General features: G+C 36.9%; 19 protein-coding genes, 1 pseudogene and 1 riboswitch. Of the genes and pseudogenes, 3 read left to right on the forward strand and 17 right to left on the reverse strand.

Going from position 1 to position 20,150, the window contains the following annotated elements:
* Positions 1-228 precede the first annotated feature (228 nt).
* A pseudogene (locus tag QFZ87_RS24995) lies at positions 229-473 on the reverse strand (NUDIX domain-containing protein); the annotation flags it as partial.
* A gap of 282 nt (positions 474-755) precedes the next feature.
* Here QFZ87_RS24995 and QFZ87_RS24525 point away from each other — a divergent pair.
* Positions 756-1,313 carry a M15 family metallopeptidase gene (locus QFZ87_RS24525; protein ID WP_396133948.1) on the forward strand — a complete coding sequence of 186 codons (558 nt, stop codon included), beginning with the start codon at positions 756-758 and terminating at the stop codon, positions 1,311-1,313.
* Positions 1,314-1,460: 147 nt separating this feature from the next.
* Here QFZ87_RS24525 and QFZ87_RS24530 read toward each other — a convergent pair whose 3' ends face one another.
* From QFZ87_RS24530 to QFZ87_RS24545, 4 genes are all read right to left on the reverse strand, one after another.
* The gene (locus QFZ87_RS24530; protein ID WP_309867433.1) at positions 1,461-1,847 is read right to left on the reverse strand and encodes a tellurite resistance TerB family protein; all 387 of its coding nucleotides are present in this window, start codon (positions 1,845-1,847) and stop codon (positions 1,461-1,463) included.
* 141 nt (positions 1,848-1,988) lie between these two features.
* Positions 1,989-2,414: an ASCH domain-containing protein gene (locus tag QFZ87_RS24535; RefSeq protein ID WP_309867436.1), complete on the reverse strand. Its 426-nt coding sequence runs from the start codon at positions 2,412-2,414 to the stop codon at positions 1,989-1,991.
* A 426-nt stretch (positions 2,415-2,840) separates the two neighbouring features.
* Positions 2,841-3,134, reverse strand: a complete 294-nt coding sequence (locus QFZ87_RS24540; RefSeq protein ID WP_309867438.1) for a putative quinol monooxygenase — start codon at positions 3,132-3,134, stop codon at positions 2,841-2,843.
* Between the two features lie 42 nt (positions 3,135-3,176).
* Positions 3,177-3,827 carry a nitroreductase family protein gene (locus QFZ87_RS24545; protein ID WP_309867440.1) on the reverse strand — a complete coding sequence of 217 codons (651 nt, stop codon included), beginning with the start codon at positions 3,825-3,827 and terminating at the stop codon, positions 3,177-3,179.
* Positions 3,828-4,088: 261 nt separating this feature from the next.
* Here QFZ87_RS24545 and QFZ87_RS24550 point away from each other — a divergent pair, with 261 nt between their 5' ends.
* Positions 4,089-4,754, forward strand: coding sequence for a TetR/AcrR family transcriptional regulator (locus tag QFZ87_RS24550; RefSeq protein ID WP_309867442.1), 666 nt, complete (start codon positions 4,089-4,091; stop codon positions 4,752-4,754).
* Between the two features lie 52 nt (positions 4,755-4,806).
* On the opposite strand, the gene QFZ87_RS24555 is transcribed toward QFZ87_RS24550, so the two are convergent.
* From QFZ87_RS24555 to QFZ87_RS24595, 9 genes are all read right to left on the reverse strand, one after another.
* Entirely contained in the window at positions 4,807-6,054 is a 1,248-nt protein-coding gene (locus tag QFZ87_RS24555) for an ATP-binding protein (RefSeq protein ID WP_309867444.1), read from the reverse strand.
* A gap of 640 nt (positions 6,055-6,694) precedes the next feature.
* Entirely contained in the window at positions 6,695-7,624 is a 930-nt protein-coding gene (gene rbsK, locus QFZ87_RS24560; RefSeq protein ID WP_309867446.1) for a ribokinase, read from the reverse strand.
* Between the two features lie 9 nt (positions 7,625-7,633).
* On the reverse strand, positions 7,634-8,107 hold the full coding sequence (rpiB, locus tag QFZ87_RS24565) for a ribose 5-phosphate isomerase B (protein WP_309867448.1): 474 nt from the start codon (positions 8,105-8,107) through the stop codon (positions 7,634-7,636).
* A 12-nt stretch (positions 8,108-8,119) separates the two neighbouring features.
* A complete protein-coding gene (locus QFZ87_RS24570) occupies positions 8,120-10,423 on the reverse strand; it encodes a glycoside hydrolase family 31 protein (RefSeq protein WP_309867451.1) in 2,304 nt (767 codons plus the stop codon).
* A gap of 28 nt (positions 10,424-10,451) precedes the next feature.
* Positions 10,452-11,294 (reverse strand): carbohydrate ABC transporter permease, encoded by an 843-nt coding sequence (locus QFZ87_RS24575; RefSeq protein WP_309867454.1) that lies wholly within the window; start codon positions 11,292-11,294, stop codon positions 10,452-10,454.
* 10 nt (positions 11,295-11,304) lie between these two features.
* Positions 11,305-12,234: a carbohydrate ABC transporter permease gene (locus QFZ87_RS24580; RefSeq protein WP_309867457.1), complete on the reverse strand. Its 930-nt coding sequence runs from the start codon at positions 12,232-12,234 to the stop codon at positions 11,305-11,307.
* Positions 12,235-12,298: 64 nt separating this feature from the next.
* Positions 12,299-13,579, reverse strand: a complete 1,281-nt coding sequence (locus tag QFZ87_RS24585) for an ABC transporter substrate-binding protein (protein WP_309867460.1) — start codon at positions 13,577-13,579, stop codon at positions 12,299-12,301.
* A gap of 104 nt (positions 13,580-13,683) precedes the next feature.
* Entirely contained in the window at positions 13,684-14,694 is a 1,011-nt protein-coding gene (locus QFZ87_RS24590; RefSeq protein WP_309867463.1) for a LacI family DNA-binding transcriptional regulator, read from the reverse strand.
* A gap of 369 nt (positions 14,695-15,063) precedes the next feature.
* On the reverse strand, positions 15,064-16,257 hold the full coding sequence (locus QFZ87_RS24595; RefSeq protein ID WP_309867465.1) for a nucleoside transporter C-terminal domain-containing protein: 1,194 nt from the start codon (positions 16,255-16,257) through the stop codon (positions 15,064-15,066).
* A gap of 157 nt (positions 16,258-16,414) precedes the next feature.
* Positions 16,415-16,517, reverse strand: a riboswitch (purine riboswitch).
* A gap of 229 nt (positions 16,518-16,746) precedes the next feature.
* Here QFZ87_RS24595 and QFZ87_RS24600 point away from each other — a divergent pair.
* Positions 16,747-16,989 (forward strand): ABC transporter, encoded by a 243-nt coding sequence (locus QFZ87_RS24600; RefSeq protein WP_309867468.1) that lies wholly within the window; start codon positions 16,747-16,749, stop codon positions 16,987-16,989.
* A gap of 145 nt (positions 16,990-17,134) precedes the next feature.
* Here the strand turns inward: QFZ87_RS24600 and QFZ87_RS24605 are convergent, their stop codons facing one another.
* Genes QFZ87_RS24605 through QFZ87_RS24615 form a run of 3 tightly spaced genes read right to left on the reverse strand, consistent with a single transcriptional unit; the run spans position 17,135 to position 20,073 of the window.
* A complete protein-coding gene (locus QFZ87_RS24605; RefSeq protein WP_309867469.1) occupies positions 17,135-17,734 on the reverse strand; it encodes a short chain dehydrogenase in 600 nt (199 codons plus the stop codon).
* Positions 17,731-18,702 (reverse strand): DMT family transporter, encoded by a 972-nt coding sequence (locus tag QFZ87_RS24610; RefSeq protein WP_309867470.1) that lies wholly within the window; start codon positions 18,700-18,702, stop codon positions 17,731-17,733. Before QFZ87_RS24610 ends, QFZ87_RS24605 begins: the two co-directional genes overlap by 4 nt.
* The gene (locus QFZ87_RS24615; RefSeq protein WP_309867471.1) at positions 18,703-20,073 is read right to left on the reverse strand and encodes an MFS transporter; all 1,371 of its coding nucleotides are present in this window, start codon (positions 20,071-20,073) and stop codon (positions 18,703-18,705) included.
* Positions 20,074-20,150 lie beyond the last annotated feature (77 nt).

A 20,150-nucleotide genomic window follows, 5' to 3' on the forward strand; every position in this document is an offset into this window, starting at 1 on the left:
AGCGACTTAATCAAACGTTTGATTAGTTTTTTCTGTCCTTGGGTACCATGGCTTCCAGCGATTTAATCAAACGTTTGATTAGTTTTTTTAGCCATGAAAAAAGACCTTCCTATTAGAAAGGTCTTTTTGAGCATCGTAGAAAATTTTTGAATCATCTTCCTAACTAAAGGAGTTGTACGGTCCGGTAATTCGTGTAAAGGAAAAAATCCAGCATCAATCGACTCTTACCCCCGAAAAAACTTCCACTAACTTAAGTTGCCCAATTTCAACGCCTGTTTCATCAAGAACTTCCCTTCTCCCAGCATCCTCAACAGCCCCCCTAATTCTAACAAACCACCTGGAAGCCCCCAGACGCCTTCATGTCTTTTTTACAAAAGAATTTTTCCATCCTCATCAACTACACCCACAACAGCGCCAACTAAAATGAGCGTCCGGGTTCCAATTATTTCTCGTAACTCCTCAATATAGCCTATCATCAACCTCCATATATTTCTCCATTATAAATAATCTCTACATTCATTCGGGAAATGGACATCATTCCCCTCTGTTAATCGTTGAGAATTAGTATACTAAATCATCTATCACTAAGTAAAAATACAGTTCCCCACCAACGCTTTAATGCATCGGGGGACTGACCCCAAAAGTTGGTAAATAAAAACATGAAACAATGCGACTGTTCTTTACGTCTTAATTATGAAAACATTTTTAAATACGAAAGGAATACAGTTTTGAATTTAAAGCGAATAGGAAGTTTAGTGTTTATCATTTCTTTTGCTCTTATTATCATCCTTTTATTTATAGAAGAAAACCCCATATCCAATTCAAATACAAACCAGTCTATTTCTTATCCTACTGAACTCCATCCAATTGTAAAGGAACGCAGCGACCAATTAATCCAACAATCCGCAAGCAAAGGAATTAGAGTCGTGATTACGGATGACTTCCGAAGTGCGGAAGACCAGGATCGGCTATATGAGCAAGGCCGCACGACCGAAGGAACGATTGTAACATATGCAAAAGGAGGAGAGTCTTATCACAATTTTGGTCTTGCCGTTGACTTTGCGCTAAAGGATCCTTCAGGAAATGTCATGTGGGATATGAACTATGATGGAAATAAAAATGGGAAAGACGATTGGACTGAGGTTGTAGGAATGGCAAAAGCTTTAGGATTTGAATGGGGCGGTGATTGGGCTCAATTTAAAGATTATCCTCATTTACAGATGGATTTTGGCTTGACTGTTGCCGACTTACAGAATGGGGAGAGACCTGCTGACTCATCCATGACAGTAGATACAAATCTCGGCAAACCATGATACGCCCTAATACACTGCATCCCTAGCGAAAGGGCAGTATATACGATTTGTATAAGCTTTCATTCGAGAAAAATACAAAAAAACGCTCAGAGAGAACTATTGCTCTGAGCGTTTCGTTTGTTAAATGGATATTATCTAGAGTGTTAATTACACTGAATGAGGCCCTTTACCAGATAACTCATTAATTTTACCAATCCAATCCTTAAAGCTTCCAAATTCGTGTGAATCGAAGCCGAAGTACTCCTTAATGATGCGGACAGATTCACTTTCATGTTCATGAAATACTCCATCTGAATAAATCAATTGCAGGAGTTCTGTCAAGACGATGTTTTTAGAGCGGTCGGATTGAAATATTGCTAAAACATCCTCAATTGCCTGACCTTTTATTTGATAATCCTCAAGCCCAACTTCCTTTTTAAACTTTTTTAGAACTGTATGTTCATATATAGATAATTTGCCATCAATGGTTGATATCAGCGTAGCAAGTTCAAGAAACGCCTCTTTCTCCTCAGGCTTCAGTTCTGCTAAGAACAAAATTCCACAACTCCCTTTAATCTTTGTACTATTTATACGAATGAAAACAAAATAAGTTCCAACTTGGCCCAAAAAAGGTGCCTGTCCCCCGGCATATTAAAGCGTTAACGCGGCGGGGGTCAGGCACCTTAAAATGGCACCTTAAAATGGATGCTCCCATAATCCTAGTTTTCCCTTGGCTGGAATCCACTTATCCAGTAATTTCATCTCTTTCACTTCCCACGCATATCCACCTACTCGAAAGTCTCCGAGAAAAAAGTCATTTCCTTCTACGATTCTTCCATCCTCCAGGACAGCCCATGTTTGGTTATTCTCCGTTACTTTTATACAATTGACGAGTTCACAAACGGCAATAATTTTTCCAGTTGGAAGTTTTTCAGTTGTGTATCCATGTTTACCAAGCAACTTCTGAATGGCAATATGATTGCAGACATCCTTATCAATTTTCAAACTAGTGTGAATGGCCATTGGGCCACGATAATTTGTCTTCCAAGACCTGGTTTCGTATTGGTTCTCTCTAAGTACAAAGAGACTTGCCCATGGTTGAATCATTGATAATACCTTCATATTAGTAGCCCCTTACAGATGAAAATTGTTTTCATTAGCGTATCCCTTTCAAAGGTTACTATAACTAGTTGCTTTCAACTGAACGATATCTGTAGATATATGTACAACTAAAACAGGCTTATTTGAGACAGCTTTAAAATATATTAGCTGCTTTTCTGTAAACAAGTTCTCTAACAAGCTTTCAAATGAATATAAATGGGTATATAGAGATAAAAGTTTTCACTTGAAAGGAGATATGCCGATGGATATGGATGTTTGTATTTCTTGTGGAAAGGAATTGTCTAAATTTGAGAGGAACAGATGTGAATGTTGGGAATGCATGGACACGACTACTGAAGCCTATACAGAAGATGATTAAATATGACAAAAGGTGCCTGACCCCCAGCGTGGTAATGCGTTAACGCGGCGGGGGTCAGGCACCTTTTTTTATTTTAGTGGTTGCCCTTCGAATGCTTTTACATCTAGTGGTGCAGTGAGGAATTTTTTCACATTGGCAACAAATGTGGTGAACGATTCACTTGTGTTGTGACTCGCTACGGCGTCTTTATCCTGCCACACTTCTACCATGGTAAAGATGTCTTCATTTTCTACATCCTTTTGAAGACGGTAGGAGATGTTTCCCTCTTCTGCTCTTGAGGCAGCAATTAACGGTTGAATTTCTTCTAAAAATTGATCCTGCATTGTTGGTTTAATATGAAATGTCGCATGAATAATAATCATCTTAGGTCATCCTTTCATTTATCAATGATCTAGTCTCTTTCCTTACTTCCATTGTGCGACTTGATCTACTGGGAGACGAACGGATGGGTACCCACTATCTGCTGCTTTTCCAATGGAGATGAGCATAACCGGAACATAGCGCTCTTTATCTAAACCAAAAGCTTCAGCAATTTGGTCTTTTTCATAACCGCCAATTGGGTTAGTATCATATCCAAACGCACGAGCTGCTAGCATTAATTGCATAGACACAAGTCCACCATCGACTAACACCACGTCCTTCATGTCCTCACGTGAAATGTTCTCATAGTAGCCTGCGAAAGAAGTAAGGATTCGCTCCTTAACATCTTGAGGCATATAACCTTTTTCTACGGCAGAACCATAGATTTCTTCCGCTTTCTCAAAATTGTTCAAATCACCAAATACAGCAATGACTGCCGATGAAGTTTCAACTTGGTTTTGATTGAATTTAGCAAGTGGTGCCAGCGTAGCTTTTGCCTCAGGACTTTCAATTACAAGGAAGCGCCATGGCTGCATATTTACAGAAGATGGAGCCAGTGTAGCTAACGTTAGGATTTCAGTCATTTCCTCACGGCTAATTTTTACGGATTTATCATAATTTTTAATAGACCGGCGACCTTTAAGAATCTGGTTAAAGTCATTTATGAGTTGTCTTGATGCTGTAGCTGTAGTCATAGGTGTATTCTCCTCTTCTCTTCATGTGAATGTAATGTAATGTAATCTATTCTTATCTTGCCCAAGCTCTCTAACTTCCATGGGTTTAAAGTGTTTTACTGATTTTTTTTAGACAAAATAATCACTTAATGTCTAAAGTGTTAACAATGGATTACTTTACTCCTCTTTTTCATTTTTGTAAACTAAAAAAACTTGGCGTCGATGTAAAGAATTTCCCAATTGGTTTATGTTATAATTCTTGATGGAAAGAGAGTGTGGACTATGAGAAAAATATCAACTGAAGATCGATTACTGCTGAGACAATCCCATATTAAGAAAATCCTAAAAGTGATTCGGACTCAGGGATTCTTATCTTTATCTATCCAAGAAATTGCTCAGTTGATGAACATGAGTCGAGCCTCTCTGTATAACTATTTCTCTTCAAAAGAAGACATCCTTATGGAGTTAAATGATTTTTGCATTTCCTATATTTATGAAGCAGGTCAAATGATTTCCAATACAGAGCTTTCCTATTCCCAACGTCTTCAAAAGGTATTCGAACATGCCGTTTTGTCAGCTGCCTATTCATCTGAGATTTTTTTGAAAGACCTTCAGATTAGTTGCATGTCACTTTATGAAAAAAAGAAACAGTCGAGAAAAGAACAAATGGCCGCCATTCATACGTTTTATCAAAATGGAATGGAGGCAGGATTCTTTAATGAAATAAACCCTACCCTTCTTATAATGCAGGACGAAACCGTCTTAAATAAGCTAATCAATACCTCGTTTTTAATGGATGAGGAACTGACCTTAGAACGTGCTCTATATGATTACTTCTTGGCGAAATGCTTCCAAGTGCTACGGCCCGAATTAGTAACAAACATAAATCACAAAGAAATAAACTGCATGGTGAAAGACATCCTCCACAAACTGTCGCCAATATTATAAAAAGGTGCCTGTCCCCCATCGCTTTAAAGCGATGGGGGACAGGCACCTTTTTTTATTTGCGTAATGGAAAGACGATTGTAACGGTTGTTCCTTTGTTGAGTTCACTTTTATACTCGATGGAGCCGTTCATTTCGCGAATGAGTTTGTTGGTTACCATACTGCCTAGGCCTGTTCCTTTTGTTTTGGTTGTATAAAAAGGTAGGCCGATATGCTTTAACTGCTCAGGTGTCATCCCTCTCCCGTTGTCTTCGATTCTAACTTCCACTTGATTCTTCATGTAATCTGCTTGAAGCTCAATCTTAATCTTTCCTTGGTTAACAATGGACTCAATTGCATTTTTGATGACATTCATAAGCGCTTGCTTTAAATGCGGTTCATCTCCATTGATATAGAATCGTTGTGTACTTTCATAATCGATAATGACATTTGAATACGAAGCAAGGGGTCTCAATAGTTGGACACAATCACTTAAGACATCATGTAAGGAGACAACTGTTAATTGAACGGGTTCGGGCTTTGCTACTTTCAAATAGCTTGTAATAATGTTGTTTGTCCGATCCAATTCCTCAAGGATTAATGGCGAGTATTTCTTCAATTGCTCATCCTTTGTATCTGTACTTAAGAATTGAATAAAACCTCTAACCGTTGCCAGTGGATTTCGAATTTCGTGTGCAATCGAAGCCGTAAGCTGGCCAACCATTGTCAGCTTATCCATATACACCATTTCATCAAACTGCTTATTAATTTTTATCAAACTTTCAATCACAAAGATTAGGGCTATGGTGGTTAAATAAAAAGCAATAAAGTAAGTTAAATAAAAGTGTAATTCTAAAAAACGAACTCTAAAATACAGAATGGTAATATAAAGAACAAGATAGCAACCAACGACAATTGATCCCACCGCCAGCCTAGAGTTTGCTTTTAAAAATAGCCGCCTCAATGCTAACGCACATAAAAAAGCGACAACGCATACTAGGATACCCGTTAAAAGAAACTTTCCACCAATGAAATATCGGATCAAACAAGTGCTAACTAAAATAATGCTACCAGGTAGCCAGCCAGCATATAAAGTAAGGATGATGATGGCAACCATCCTGAGATCAAAATGCGTCTCCCCTAAGGTACGAATGGGATAGATCATACAGAAAAGTGCTCCTAAGGCACCCACCAACCCATAAATGACTTTTTGTTTTAGTGATAGAGGAGCTTTTGATTGAAACGGAAAAAACAAATTCATATTAAAAGTAAATGATAATAATATCGTAATGTTAACAATCAGTGGTTTGATGAGAGTAATCAAGAGTTGTCCTCCAAATGAATAATAAGGTGCGATTTATATTTATCCTTGCCTGAGACATTGATAAACTTTCATCACTAAACAATCATTTAAAAGCATAATACCCTAAAACCCAGAGACATGTACACCACTCTATCCTGAAGTTGATAAAAAAGGGGGCACTCCCCTGACACCAATGCCCACTTTATTCAGAAAAGCCTTTTGACCCGGATTCCACCCTATTTAATCAAACGTTTGATTAGTTTTTTCATTTACTCCAGAATCTTTCACTTCCATCCCGTGAAAAAAGAGGATACAGACAGCATCCTCTTTCTACTCATTTTCCATATTGAATACCATAATTAGACAATGCTATTAGAGCCAAAAACATAATTCTGCAAAATTTTTATTCGTTTTGGCCCCTTGTTTCAAATTCTCTTGGCACCACTGCTCCGATTTTTTTCACAAAAAAGTTTAACAGTTATATGTCTTCGATTTCTGCCTACTCCATATCTTCAATTCCACTATGTATAACTTTCTAGTCAATGTCGGTAGCTGCCATACTTATTGCATTTTAGATACTAAAAATTATACTTCATTAGCTTCGTCAACATTACCCCTAGGAGTGTGATGAATAATTTTTATTTGAAAAACGGCTATTATTTCATTCTTGGTCTATTTCCCTCCTGAAGGGCATCGATACACCTGCTCCTTTCCTTTGTACTGAAAGAGAAGCTGCCTTTACAGCAAATTCAACAGATTCTTGAAATGCATTACCTTCAGAAAGAGCTACAGCTAAAGCGCCATTAAAGCAATCCCCTGCACCTGTAGTATCAATTGCATTTACCTTCCTGGATGGAATATGTTTACCAACAAAACCATTCTGATTCATAAATGCAATATAAGCACCCTTACTTCCCAATGTCATAGAAACGGCTTTTGTTCCCTTTTGGAGAAACCATTTTGCTGCTTTTTCAACATCTTGGAGGGTCTCGATTGAAATTCCCGTAAGAACCTGTGCCTCTGTTTCGTTTGGAGTAAGAACATCAATAGAAGGTAAGAGCTCTACAATCTCTTTCAAAACTGGGGCTGGATTCATTATAACCTTAACCCCCTCTGCCTTTGCACATTCAACTGCTCTTTTAACAGATTCAAATGGCACTTCCATTTGTAAAATAAGCCAGGAGATATCTTTAAAATCAATTTTCCCATCGATATGTTCTGACAATAGTTGATGATTGGCTCCTGGTGTTACAACAATTTGATTTTCTCCTGATTCCTCTACTAATATAACTGCCGTTCCTGTTGGCTGAGTTGGATCTACTATTAAATAGTTAGTTTCAATTCCTTCATCCGAAAACAACCTAACTGCTTCCTGACCAAAAATATCATCTCCAATGCAACCCATGAAGCTCACGTTTCCTCCTAGCCTAGCAGCGGCAATGGCTTGATTGGAGCCTTTACCGCCTGGTCCTTTTTGAAAACCTGATCCAAGTACAGTTTCACCAGGTTGAGGAAACTTTGCCATTGAAGATGAAATATCCACATTATAACTGCCCAGAACAAGAATTTTACTAGACTTCAAATTATTCATAATAATTCTTTACTCACTTAACAGTTGGTGTTTGTACATGTATTCAAGTTCCATTTCATGCAGTTTTTGAACACGTCGTCTAAACTGCTCTTCCGTACTGAATTTTGCAGTCAAGAATGCTTCAACTAACTCATAGGCCAATTTATCCCCCACTATTTGAGCGCCAATGCACATAACATTTACATCATCATGCTCCACACATTGATGGGCAGAGTAAATATCATGGCAAACTGATGCTCTAATTCCTGGTATCTTATTAGACGCAATAGCAGCTCCTACCCCGGTTCCACACACCATGATTCCTCTTTCTGCCACTCCACCCTTTATTGCTGAACCGATTTTTTTAGCGATATCTGGAAAGTCAACTGGATTTGGATCATAGCTTCCGAAGTCTATTACCTCATATCCCTTTATTTCTAAAAATTCCATAATCGGCTTTTTTAATGGAAAACCAGCGTGATCGGACCCGATAGCAATTTTCATATATAATTCTCCTTAAATCGTTATTTTAATCTTAATTTTCTCTTCTGCGGAAGTACTAAATTCTACTAGATTATCTTTTTGAATAAAATTTAAATTTTTATCATTAAGGTAAATAGATGACACTGAATGGATGCCATTAAGTGTAAATCGATAAGTGGAAACTTTTGATTCAAAACCTGAAAAAATCGGAGAAACCGTTATGAAAACCTCTTTATCTCTAGAATCAACTGTAATTTTCCGTTTATTATATTTTTGCTCTAAATATTCTTTGCTAGCACCATCATCTTCGTAATAAATATATTCTCCACTGCCCATATATACATTAAATTTCAACTCATTAATCTCTTTTTCTCCAACATAGTTCATTACTGGGAATTCCGGAATAACAGCACCAGACTTAACAAATAGCGGCATCGTTTCAAGTGAAGCTTTTGCCACAATGTATTGACCGCCATTATACTTTTTGTTATTCCAGTAGTCATACCAAGTTCCTTCCGGTAAATAGACTGCACGGTAATCTTGACCAGGTAAATAAATTGGAGCGACTAGTAAACTATCGCCGATCATAAATTGATCTGATATATTATGTGTGTTAACCTCATTTTCAAAGTTAAAGATCATTGGACGGAATAAAGGGTATCCCTTTTCATGAGTTTCCCTGAACGCTGTGTAAAAATAAGGCAATAATCGGTAGCGAAGCTGGATAAACTTCCTCATGATGTTTTCACCTTTTTCACTATAAGCCCACGGTTCTTGATCCCTTACTTCCTTACGTGTATGATTTCTAAATAATGGTGTAAATGCACCAAGCTGCATCCATCGAATCAAAAGTTCTTCAGAGCATTCACCCGCATAGCCTCCAACATCAGCGCCAACAAACGGAATACCAGATAAGCCCAAATTCATAAACATTGGGATGGAAATGAGTAGTGAATCCCAACTGCTAGTATTATCCCCCGTCCAAACAGCTGCATATTTTTGAATCCCAGCAAAACCTGCTCTACTTAATAAAAAAGGACGAGTAGACTCATCAAATTTTTCCCATCCCTCTAAAGTTGCCATTGCTTCATAATTTGCATAAAGGTTATGGATTTCTGCATGAGTCCTGTCTCCATCAATTGAGCGATGGATAACATCCCTAGACATTGTATGTGGTTCTACTAAAATAGATGGCTCATTTAAATCATTCCATATGCCTCTAATGCCTTGTTCTAAAAACTTTTTATTAAGATCAGCCCACCAGCTTCTTACTTCTTGATTTGCGAAATCAGGAAATGCACAGCCTCCAGGCCACACATCACCTATAAAGTCACTTCCATCTGGATTCTTACAAAAATACCCATTACTCTTTCCTTGCTCATACACATCATACCCTGTTTCCATTTTTACCCCTGGATCTACTATGGCAATCATTTTATAGCCCAATTCGTTTAAATCATGAAACATATTCTTAGGATTAGGAAACCGTTCTTTATTAAAAGAAAAGATTTTATAATTATCCATATAATCGATATCTAAATGAATAGAATCGCAAGGAATATTTTTCTCTCTAAAAGTTTTTGCTACCTCATAAACTCTCTTTTCAGGGAAATAGGACCATTTGGACTGGTGATACCCTAGTGACCAAAGTGGAGGTAAAGGGGATTTTCCTGTTAAATTTGTAAAATGTTCAAGTACTTCTTTTATATTTGCACCGTAGATAATGTAATAATTTAATTCCCCATCTTCTGCACCAATTGAGTAATATTCAGAACTCTCGGTCCCAAAATCAAAGAAACTACGGAAACTATTATCAAAATATAGACCGTACACCATCTCATTTTCTTTACTAATAAAAAAAGGAATAGATTGGTACATTTCATTAGAAATTGCATTAAAATGCTTAGGCTCGGCATAGTTCCAAAATTGGATTTTTTTCCCTCGTTGATTTAAAAATCCTACTTGTTCACCGCATCCAAAAAATTGTTCATTTTCCTTTAGTGTTTTATAGCAGAAGGACGCATGCTGTTTCTCAAGATTCTTTGGATGATCCTGATTAATTACGTTACCCATGTGGTCAAAAAAAGAAAGTTTTAATGTTTCTTTATCTATCCTAACTAACATTTTTGACGTTTTTAGCTCGAAACCTTCGTCCGAGCTATATATATCAATGTTTGCCTCTTCTCTTTTTAAGTTTTTTGTTGTAATCGTATCTGTCGCTTTTTCTGTACGAACATTAATAATGGAATCGTTAATAACTCTGAGTATCATATTTTCATGGGATGAAAAAAAGGTAAAATCACTGCCATGAACTTGATATTCCTTGCTGATTAGCATTTCTATTTCACTCCAATACTATCTGTCTTTATCCTTTTACTGCCCCTGATGTTAATCCAGATACAACTTTCTTTTGGAAAAATAAAACTAAAATAATTAATGGAATGGTTACAATGATTGTTGCAGAAGCTATTTCACCCCATGGCAGGTCGTATTGACCTTGGAACATCGAAATTCCAACCGGCACTGTACGCATTAATTCTTTGGTATTAAAGGTCAATGCGAACAAAAATTCATTCCACGCTGTAACAAATACGATAATAGCTGTGGTAAAAACACCAGGTAAGGCTAAAGGAAGGATAATTTTAAAATACGTCTGTAAAGTTGATGCACCATCCATTTTTGCTGACTCTTCTAATTCAAGTGGAATCGTTTTAAAGAAAGTTGACAAATTCCAAATCGCGAGAGGCAGTGCAAAGGTGGTATAAGGAATAATCAGAGATAAATAAGTATTTAAAAGCCCTACATTTTTCATCATTAGATATAGAGGACTAATAATTGCTATAGGTGGGAACATCGATACAGTCAGAACAATTAACATAATAAAATTTTTACCTTTAATATTTAGTCTAGCGACAGCATAAGCGGTAAAAGAGGCAACTACTAAGCAAAATAAAGTCGTTACACCTGCTACAAGAAAGCTGTTAATGATATAATTTGCAAAAGGATAATGTACGAATGTATTAATGTAGTTTTCAAAAAAGAACTTCTCTGGCCACCAATCTGGAGGCATTTTATAAAGCTGACCAGGCGGCTTCAATGAATTGATCAATTGCCAAATGAAAGGAAATAAAACAATCGCTAAAAAGACTGTCACAGATAGTCCAAAAATAAATTTATTCCCATATTTTAATATCAATCTTTTGCTCATGTATTTTCACCTACCTTTTCACACCGAGTACTTTAATATAGAAAAGACTAATCAACATGACGAAAATAAAAACTGAAAATGAGAGTGCTGATCCTAATCCAAAATCCAAGTTCGTAAATAGCGATTGATATGCATAGATTGAAAGGGATTCTACTGTTCCTCCTGTTAGCACCCAAGGTAAATCAAATACCCTAAACGCATCCAGCGTTCTAAATAATAGGGCAACTAAAATCGTAGGTTTTAATAGCGGCAAGGTTAGATAAAAGAATTGGCGAATCTTATTAGCACCATCTATTTCTGCAGATTCATAAATATCTTTTGAAATCGTTTGGAGTCCTCCTAACAGAAGCAAAGCCATAAATGGAGTTGTTTTCCAAACATCTGCAAAAATCATCGACCACATGGCACTTGACTCAGTTCCTAAAAATGTTCGATATGAATCGAGTATTCCTACCTTTACCAAGATGTCATTCAAAATGCCTAATTGATCATCATAAATAAATTTCCACATCATCGCTGCAACCACGGTTGGAACAGCCCACGGAATTAACACAGAAGCCCGAACTAGACCTCTGCCTCTAAAAGGCTTATTGATTAATAAAGCAATAAGAATACCAAAAACTAATTCCAACGCAACAGAAATAACGGTAAAAAATGCGGTATTACTTAAAGAATGCCAAAATCGCGAGTCAGAAAGTAGAAATTTATAGTTGCCTAATCCAATAAATTTTGATTCACTCATAAACTGCAATTGCATGGAATGTAGACTTAACCAAACTGTTCTTAAGATTGGATATAAGGATACAACACAAATTGTAATGATTGTGGGTAAAACCAACAAATACCCGACCCTTTGTTCCTTATTTAACACTTTATTCCTACTCTTGTTTTTTTCCATTCTCATGCTTTGTTGTTGGACGACCTCATTTCGATTATCCATCGCTGCTTTCCACCTCTTTATTAGCGGAAGAGGGCGTGAACCCTCATCCTCTAAATTTAACACCTTATTTCTTTAATATTTGATTAATTTCTTTTGCCGCATTGTCTAATGCATCTTTAGCTGATTCTTGCCCTGTTAGAGCATTATGAACATGAATTTGTAGCTTTTCCGATATAGCCGGATACTGTGGAGATACTGGTCTTGGTTTTGCTTGTAAAAATACTGGTAAGAAATCTTTAAAATGAGGGTTCTTTTGTAATACTTGATCATCGTTAAAAAGCTTCTCAAGAGTCGGAATTCGTCCGCCATCGACCGCATTAATTTTTTGTCCTTCTTCACTTATAGCAAATTCAATAAATTTCCATGCTGCATCTTGGTTTTTAGAAAACTTACTAATAGCAAGATTCCATCCACCTAGAGTAGCAGCTCCTGTGTCTCCATTTGGTCCTTTAGGCATCGGAGCAATACCAACTTTTCCAGAAATCTTCGATTCAGCCTCTGAACTTTTAGCCCAAACATACGGCCAGTTTCTTAAAAATACACTTTTTCCTTCAGTAAATAAGCGGCGGCTATCTTCTGTTTCATATGTAGTTACTCCTTCAGGAGATACCTTTTCCTTTTTGACAAGGTCTACCATAAACTGTAATGCTTCTACAGCCTCAGGACTATTCACTACTGCTTTATTTCCCTTTAGGACCTGTCCACCATTGCCCCATAAGAACTCTAAGTAATTTGTTACTAAACCTTCAAATTGCTTCCCTTGGTATACAAATCCATATTCCGTTCCATTTTTCCCACTGCCGTCTTTAGACATTTGTATTAATTCATCCCATGTTTTCGGTGGAGTTTTAACTATATCAGAGCGATAAAATAATACACCTGCATCTGTATACCAAGGAGCGGCATAAACCTTATCTTTATATGTAACCCCTTCAATAGGTCCCTTTAAGAATTCAGAGCGGCTTTCTTTCTTAAAATATTTATCTAAAGGAATAATCCAATCGGCTGCTGCAAATTCAGCCGGCCAAATAATATCCATGGAGACGATATCAACACTATCGTCTTGGGCACCCAGTGAAGTAACTAATGCTGTATGGATCTTATCACTACCAGCAGGTAGAATTTGCAAGTTTACTTTGATATTTTTATTTTCTGCCTCAAACTTTTTAATTAAATTATCAACTGCTGGTGTTGGGTCTTTAAAAACAGCCCACGTAATTGTAGTTACTTCATCCTTCTTTTCATTCTTTTTCTCATTACTAGTTGTAGTATTCTTGGAAGCACATGCTGTCATTAAACTAAGAATAGTTAACACAATTAACAAATTAACCATTATTTTTTTCATATTCTTTCCTCCCATGTACTTTTCGTTTAATCGATTAACCAAAATTCAAAAAAATAATAATCTGTTGCATTCCCCCCTCCTCTATCTAACTTTTTATATTAATTTTATTTACAGCCACACGAATTTCTAATAACTAATAAAGGATTTAGAGTTACCACTTGTCGTCGATCTATCGTCTGTCCTTTAATTTTATCCATTATTAACTCTGCAGCATGTATCCCCTGTTGATAAGCTGGCTGTGCAACTGATGTCAATTGAGGTTCAACAATTGAGGCCCATTCAGGATCATCAAAGCCAATGATTGCAATTTTATCCGGAACCCTTAATCCCACTTCTTTAATATATTGATAAACGCCAAGAGACATAGAGTTATTACAAACAAACACTGCTGTTGGCGGATCTTCTTGTTCCATTAATTGCTTCATACAAGCATAACCACTATCAACATCAAATTGCCCTTCTTTGACCCAATGATCTTTCAATTGATAGTCGTGATCTAATAGAGCTTGTTTGAATCCCAAAAACCTTTCTCTCCCTGTACTAATCGTTTGAATTCCAGTAATAATTCCAATTTTCTTATGACCATGCTCAATTAAATGCTCAGTCGCCTGGTAACTTCCTCCGTAATTATCTGTAGTTACAGTATCCAAGTTAGCATAATCAGGGCTACGATTTAAAAAAACGGCTGGTACCCCCATATTTTTCAGCTTATTAAAGTAGTGATTGGAACTCCCCGCAGCTGAAATAATTAGACCATCAATCCTTTTTCCAAGTAAGAGATTCAAGTAGTTTTGTTCCTTTTCAATATTTGAATCCGAATTACACAATAGGACATTATAACCACTTTTTGATAATTCATCTTCAATCCCTCTCACAATAGAAGCAAAAAAGGAATTCGCAATATCAGATATCATAAGTCCGATTAATTTGGACTCCTTGACTCTCAAGCTCTTAGCTAACATATCAGGCTGATAGTTAAGCGCTTTCATCGACTCTAAAACTTTTTTTTCAACTTCTGGACTTACCTTTTTAGTTTTATTTATTACATATGATACTGTTGCAGTAGAAACGCCTGATAAATCTGCAACATCTTTTAATGTTTTCCTTTTCTTCACCTAGCGCCTCCAGGATATATAGTTTAATCGATTAACCTAGATAAATTATAACAAAGAGCACTAATATCTTACAAGTGTATTTTGAAAATATTTCGAAAAAATTACTTAGATAGGATTATTAATGCTCTCTCACTTTAATATATATAAATTTCCCTATTCATCTTGGTCACTGCTCCCTGATTTTTTCACAAAATAATATTTAATAGTTTTGTTTTGTACGTAGTTCAGATATCATTATACTTGAAAAAGGAGAACAATTTCTGTCACTGTTCACCTTTCGATAATGCAGGTACCAAAGTCATTTTATTTGTTACAATATTCATTTTCCGTACTAGCGTTAGTAGTAAAATCTATAATAGATTTCTCTTATTACCAAACGAACAAGCCAACAATCATCGCACTTAATAAAGATACTCCCACTCCACTTACTAGTAGCTTCCACACATTCTTCCCGATGATATTTGATTTCTCTTCACCCAGAATGGAGTTAAATGTACCATAGATCATACCGACTGTGCTAAAGTTAGCAAATGATGTTAGGAACGTAACCGCCACCGCAACCGTATGCGGAGCCAATCCATTGATCTTACCCTTTAAGTCCATCATTGCAACAAACTCATTAGTAGCAAGCTTGATTCCCATTAACTGTGCCACATACATCGCATCAGCTCCCCCTAAACCAAGCAAGAAGGCAAATGGACTAAAGATAACGGAGAATATTTTTTGAATGGTTAAGCCCTTCACAATAAATCCTAATATTCCATTTACACCAGCGGTTAAGGCCACGTAACCAATGACCATCGCCGTAATCACAATGACCATTTTGATTCCGACAAGCATACTGTTAGAGATCGTTGAAAAGAAATCTTTTCGCTCTTCCTTAGAAGGAACATACACGATATCTTCCTCTTTACTCACTTCCACAGGATTCAGCATATTTGCTATCAAAAGCGCATTGAAGCAATTCAACGGAATGGCCACAAATACATAGGTGGCTGGAACCATTGTTAAGTAAGCCCCGATAATTGATCCACTGATACTGCTCATACTCATGATTCCAAATGTTAATAGGCGATGTTCTTTTAAAACAGTCATTTGTTGACGGATGACAGCCAGTGCCTCCGTATTTCCAAGAAACATCATTTGGATGGAGAAGAAACTCTCAAGCTTTGGCAAGCCGGATATTTTTGATATGACCCAGCCCACCTTATCAATAATCCATGTTAAGATTCCGAAATAAGTTAAAATATCAAAGAAAGTAATAATGAAAATAATTGGCATTAAAGCACTAAAAAAGAAATCTACATGTTCATTCGCCATGACAGATGGGAAAACAAAAGAAATCCCTTCGTTTGCACAGGCAATTAACCAAGTAAAGAAAGAAGCTATTTTATTAATAATCCATGACCCAATTTTCGTAGATAACATAAACCACGTAATCGTCAATTCAGCAACCAACAATGTCAAAATGGACTTCCATTTTACGTTTCTTTTATTAGGTGAGCATAAATAAACGAGGCCCATAACAACTAGTACTCCAACTACATTCAACAAAAAATACACGCTACTCACTCCTTTTGCTTATCATTTCCCAAAACGTTTATTTACAATAGAAAAAGTCCTTCCCTTTTCATACCTTCCGCCACAGACAGAAAGCATGAAAAAGTAAGGACTGTTTTTTACAGAATCCATTCATCTAAGCCAACCTGACATAAGACTACGTTTCTTCATACTTCCTTGTAGTCCGGCATTTTGCGGCTGCCAGGTAGAAACTATCAGACCAACGACACTGATATTATACAAGGATAACAATGTTATAAATATTTAAGGAATAGATATCATTCTAATTCAGGTTGTGTTTTGCTTCAATAGGTTTCATTAATGTTGTAATTATTATACTTATAACAATCTTAAGGCAACTTTAGATACTCCCGAAATGATAACAATCAATCCCAAATAGTATACAAGCCTCTTTTTGTTGTTCTTATAAACAAGCACTTAATGTCACGCATACGATAATGTTGAACAACCATTAACAGGGGGTGAATCTCTATGGGACAGGATCATGGTAAATGTCATTCTCACTGTAGTATTTTTGGTGTTTTCCTTGGATTTTTAACTGGTACGATATGGTTACTACTTGCAGTTTTAGGGGTAATTTCTGATTTCTTTGAATTACTTGAACTAGGATATCTTGGTCATATTTTAAATATCCTTATTGCGTTAATCGGCTTCCTTGCTTTTCTTCTCTTTGGGTTATGCATATTCAAGAAAGCTGCGCGCTATTGTAAGTAAAATAGGGGATATAATTAGGATAACTATAGTTTTTACAGTATCTAATTTTGAAGAAGCAGTGTGATTTGGTGTATGAATCACACTGCCTTTAAAGTTTTTTTATAAGATCTAGCGCTGAATCTAAGAATCAAAGATTTTCAGCTAGTCAATAGACTCTATAGGTCTGCCCTGTTTGTGCCCCTTCTACACTTTTCAAATAAGCTTTGGCCACTCTGCTTGCTGGGACTGATTCGAATCCTGGAAAAAAAGGTCCATATTTATCTAAGGATTCTTCAACCACATTTGGGCTCACATTGTTAATTCGTATGCCACGTGGCATCTCAATGGCCGCCGACTTAACAAACGCTTGTATCGCTCCTCCAACTAACGCTGCAGATGCTCCTCCGATGATTGGATCATCCATGATAATACCCGTTGTCAGCGTAAAACTGCCCCCATTGTTTACATGGGCTAATCCCAATAAAACTAGATTTACCTGTCCTTTTAATTTGCTTTGAATCGATATTTCATTGTTTTCCGGCGTTAGCTCCTTTAAAGAGCCAAAGTATGTGGCACCAGCCGTACTAACAACTGCATCCACTTTACCTATTTTTTTATACATCTGTTTAATGCTTTCTGGCGATGTAATATCTACAAACACATCCATACGAGTACGTCCAGCAGAAATGATTTCATGCCGCGAGGCCAATTCCTTTTGGACCGCACTTCCAATCGTACCAGTAGCTCCTATTAAAAGAACTCTCATCGTAAAACCTCCCCAGGTTTATTTTTTTCAGCAGGATATTTTAACCTCCTGCTTACTTTACCTTTATAGAAATTAGCCCCCAACACACCTGTGATAATCATGATTGATCCAACAATGTGGTGAAACTTGATCTCCTCATGAAGGACAATTGCGCCAGCTAGGATTGAAATCACAGTTGAAAAATTTGAGAAGATACTCATTTTAGAAGCGGTCAGTTTTGACAAGATATAATTTGATAGGAAGGATGTTAGCATCGTTGCAAATCCGCCTAAAAAAAGCACAGCCATCAAAAAATCCGGCTTCATGACGAGACTAAAGTATTCTAAGACGTTACCCTTAATAGTTCGTTGAATAATGGCAACCAGATTAAAGAATATCAAACCGAATGTGACCATGATGTACGTTAACTGAATCGGGCGGTAGGAAACGGAAAGTGACCTCGCCAGTACAGCATAGCTAGATATCGATAAACAAGAAATGATTAAAAATACAATTCCTATGACCTGCCCCTGTGACATCTTTAAGACCACACCATTCATCAAGAAAACAAAGACTACCCCAAAGATGGATAAAAAGATAAAAAAAATCTGCGTAACATTTATTTTTTCCTTTAGAAAAAATGCAGCAAAAAGGGCCGTTAAGGCAGGCGAAAAGGCTAAAATAATTCCTCCTTCGGCCGATGATGTATAGTTCAGGCCGAATGCTTGGAAGCTAAAAAATAAGGTGGGGTAGAATAATGCTAGGCTCACTAAGGATATGACAAGCCTCTTATTTTCAAAAGAAATGACAAGCTTTTCTTTCACAAAGACTTTCATATAAATCGTTAAAACAATCCACCCCACAAGAAACCGATAGCCAAGAGTGTCAATAGGCGATGTTGATCCAATCGCAATTTTTGTGAATAAAAAGGATAAACCAACGATGGTTGCATTTAAAAACGCTGCAACATACGGTGCATAATTTTTCAACTAAACCCCTTCTTCCGTATTTACGATTCTACTTCTAGGCACGCTGTTTCTTTTCAGAGCAAGAATCAAAAGTAGACTAGCAATAGTCAAAATCGTGCTGATGATATATATGAACGTAAAACCATTATCAAAAACAGTTAGAATAATCCCTGCAATGGTAGGTCCCATTGTTGACCCTAACGATCTGAACAAGCTTAAATATCCCACTGCTGAACCTGTCTCCTCTAATTTGATATTTTGCATAATCATCACATTTAGCGGTGCCCCGATAATAATCCCAATTCCAAATCCCATAACAATGATCGTTAAAACGAGCGTTAGAATGCTGTTTACAACGAAGGCTAAGGAAACTGCGCCAATTAGCGATAACACAAACCCTGCTATCAACACTATTTTCGCACCAATTTTATCAACCAACATTCCTCCTATAAGGGAAGCAATCATTGAGGAGATGGCTAAGGGAGTAACACCTAGACCGGATTCCCCTTTATTAAGACCAAGGGTGGTTTCAGAAAACAATGGCAGTAAATTTATAGTAGATGCCATAATGAAGCCGGATGCTAGGGACAAGAGCAAAATGAACAATGTGTTTCTTTTGGTAAAGTACTGAATGTACATGACTGGATCAACTGCTTTTTTCTCAATAGGAATCATGATGAAAAACAATGCAATCCCCATGCCGATTAATACGACATTTTCTAAAGTAACCCCCAGCATGATGCTTAAAATGGTGGCTGTTAAAAGAAATATTCCCTGCGTATCGATTGGCTTTTTCACCACTTGTTGTTCTATTTTCACCTGGGTAAGAAGGATAAGGATGATGATGGCAATCGGGACATTAATCAAGAAAATCCACTGCCATTGAAGATGTCCAATAATTAATCCTCCTGCCACTGGACCTAAAATACTGCCAGCTCCGAATACCACTCCAATATAGCCTAAATAAGTTCCTCTCTTTTCAGGTGGATAAGTAGCTACAATCTGTGCAGCTGTAATTGGGAATATACCCCCAGTCCCTATGGCTTGAATGGCCCTGCCTATTAAAAACACGATGAAACTAGGTGCAAAAGCAGATAATAGTGAACCGATGGCGAATAAACTGATTCCAGTAGTAAAGATGGTTTTTCTTCCAAAGCGATCAGATAGCTTCCCCATAACCGGAATACTTACCGCAAAAAACAATGTGTAAATGGTAAAGCTCCACACACCCCATGATGCAGTCACATGATAATGTTCGTTAATTGAACTAAGTGCAGGGCCAACGATCCCGTTGTCTAAAGCTCCCATAAAAATTCCTAATAAAAATGTGAAAAGCGCTAGTCTTTTTGGTACTTGTTTATTTAGTGCAAGGATAAATGGCTGGGTAGTCATATATACAACATCCTTCCTTATTTTTCTAGTTTACTCTATACTATACCCCCCTACAGTATAGAGTCAATTTTATTTTC

It is taken from the genome of Bacillus sp. SLBN-46 (genome assembly GCF_031453555.1).
In the GTDB taxonomy this organism is placed as follows: Bacteria; Bacillota; Bacilli; order Bacillales; family Cytobacillaceae; genus Neobacillus.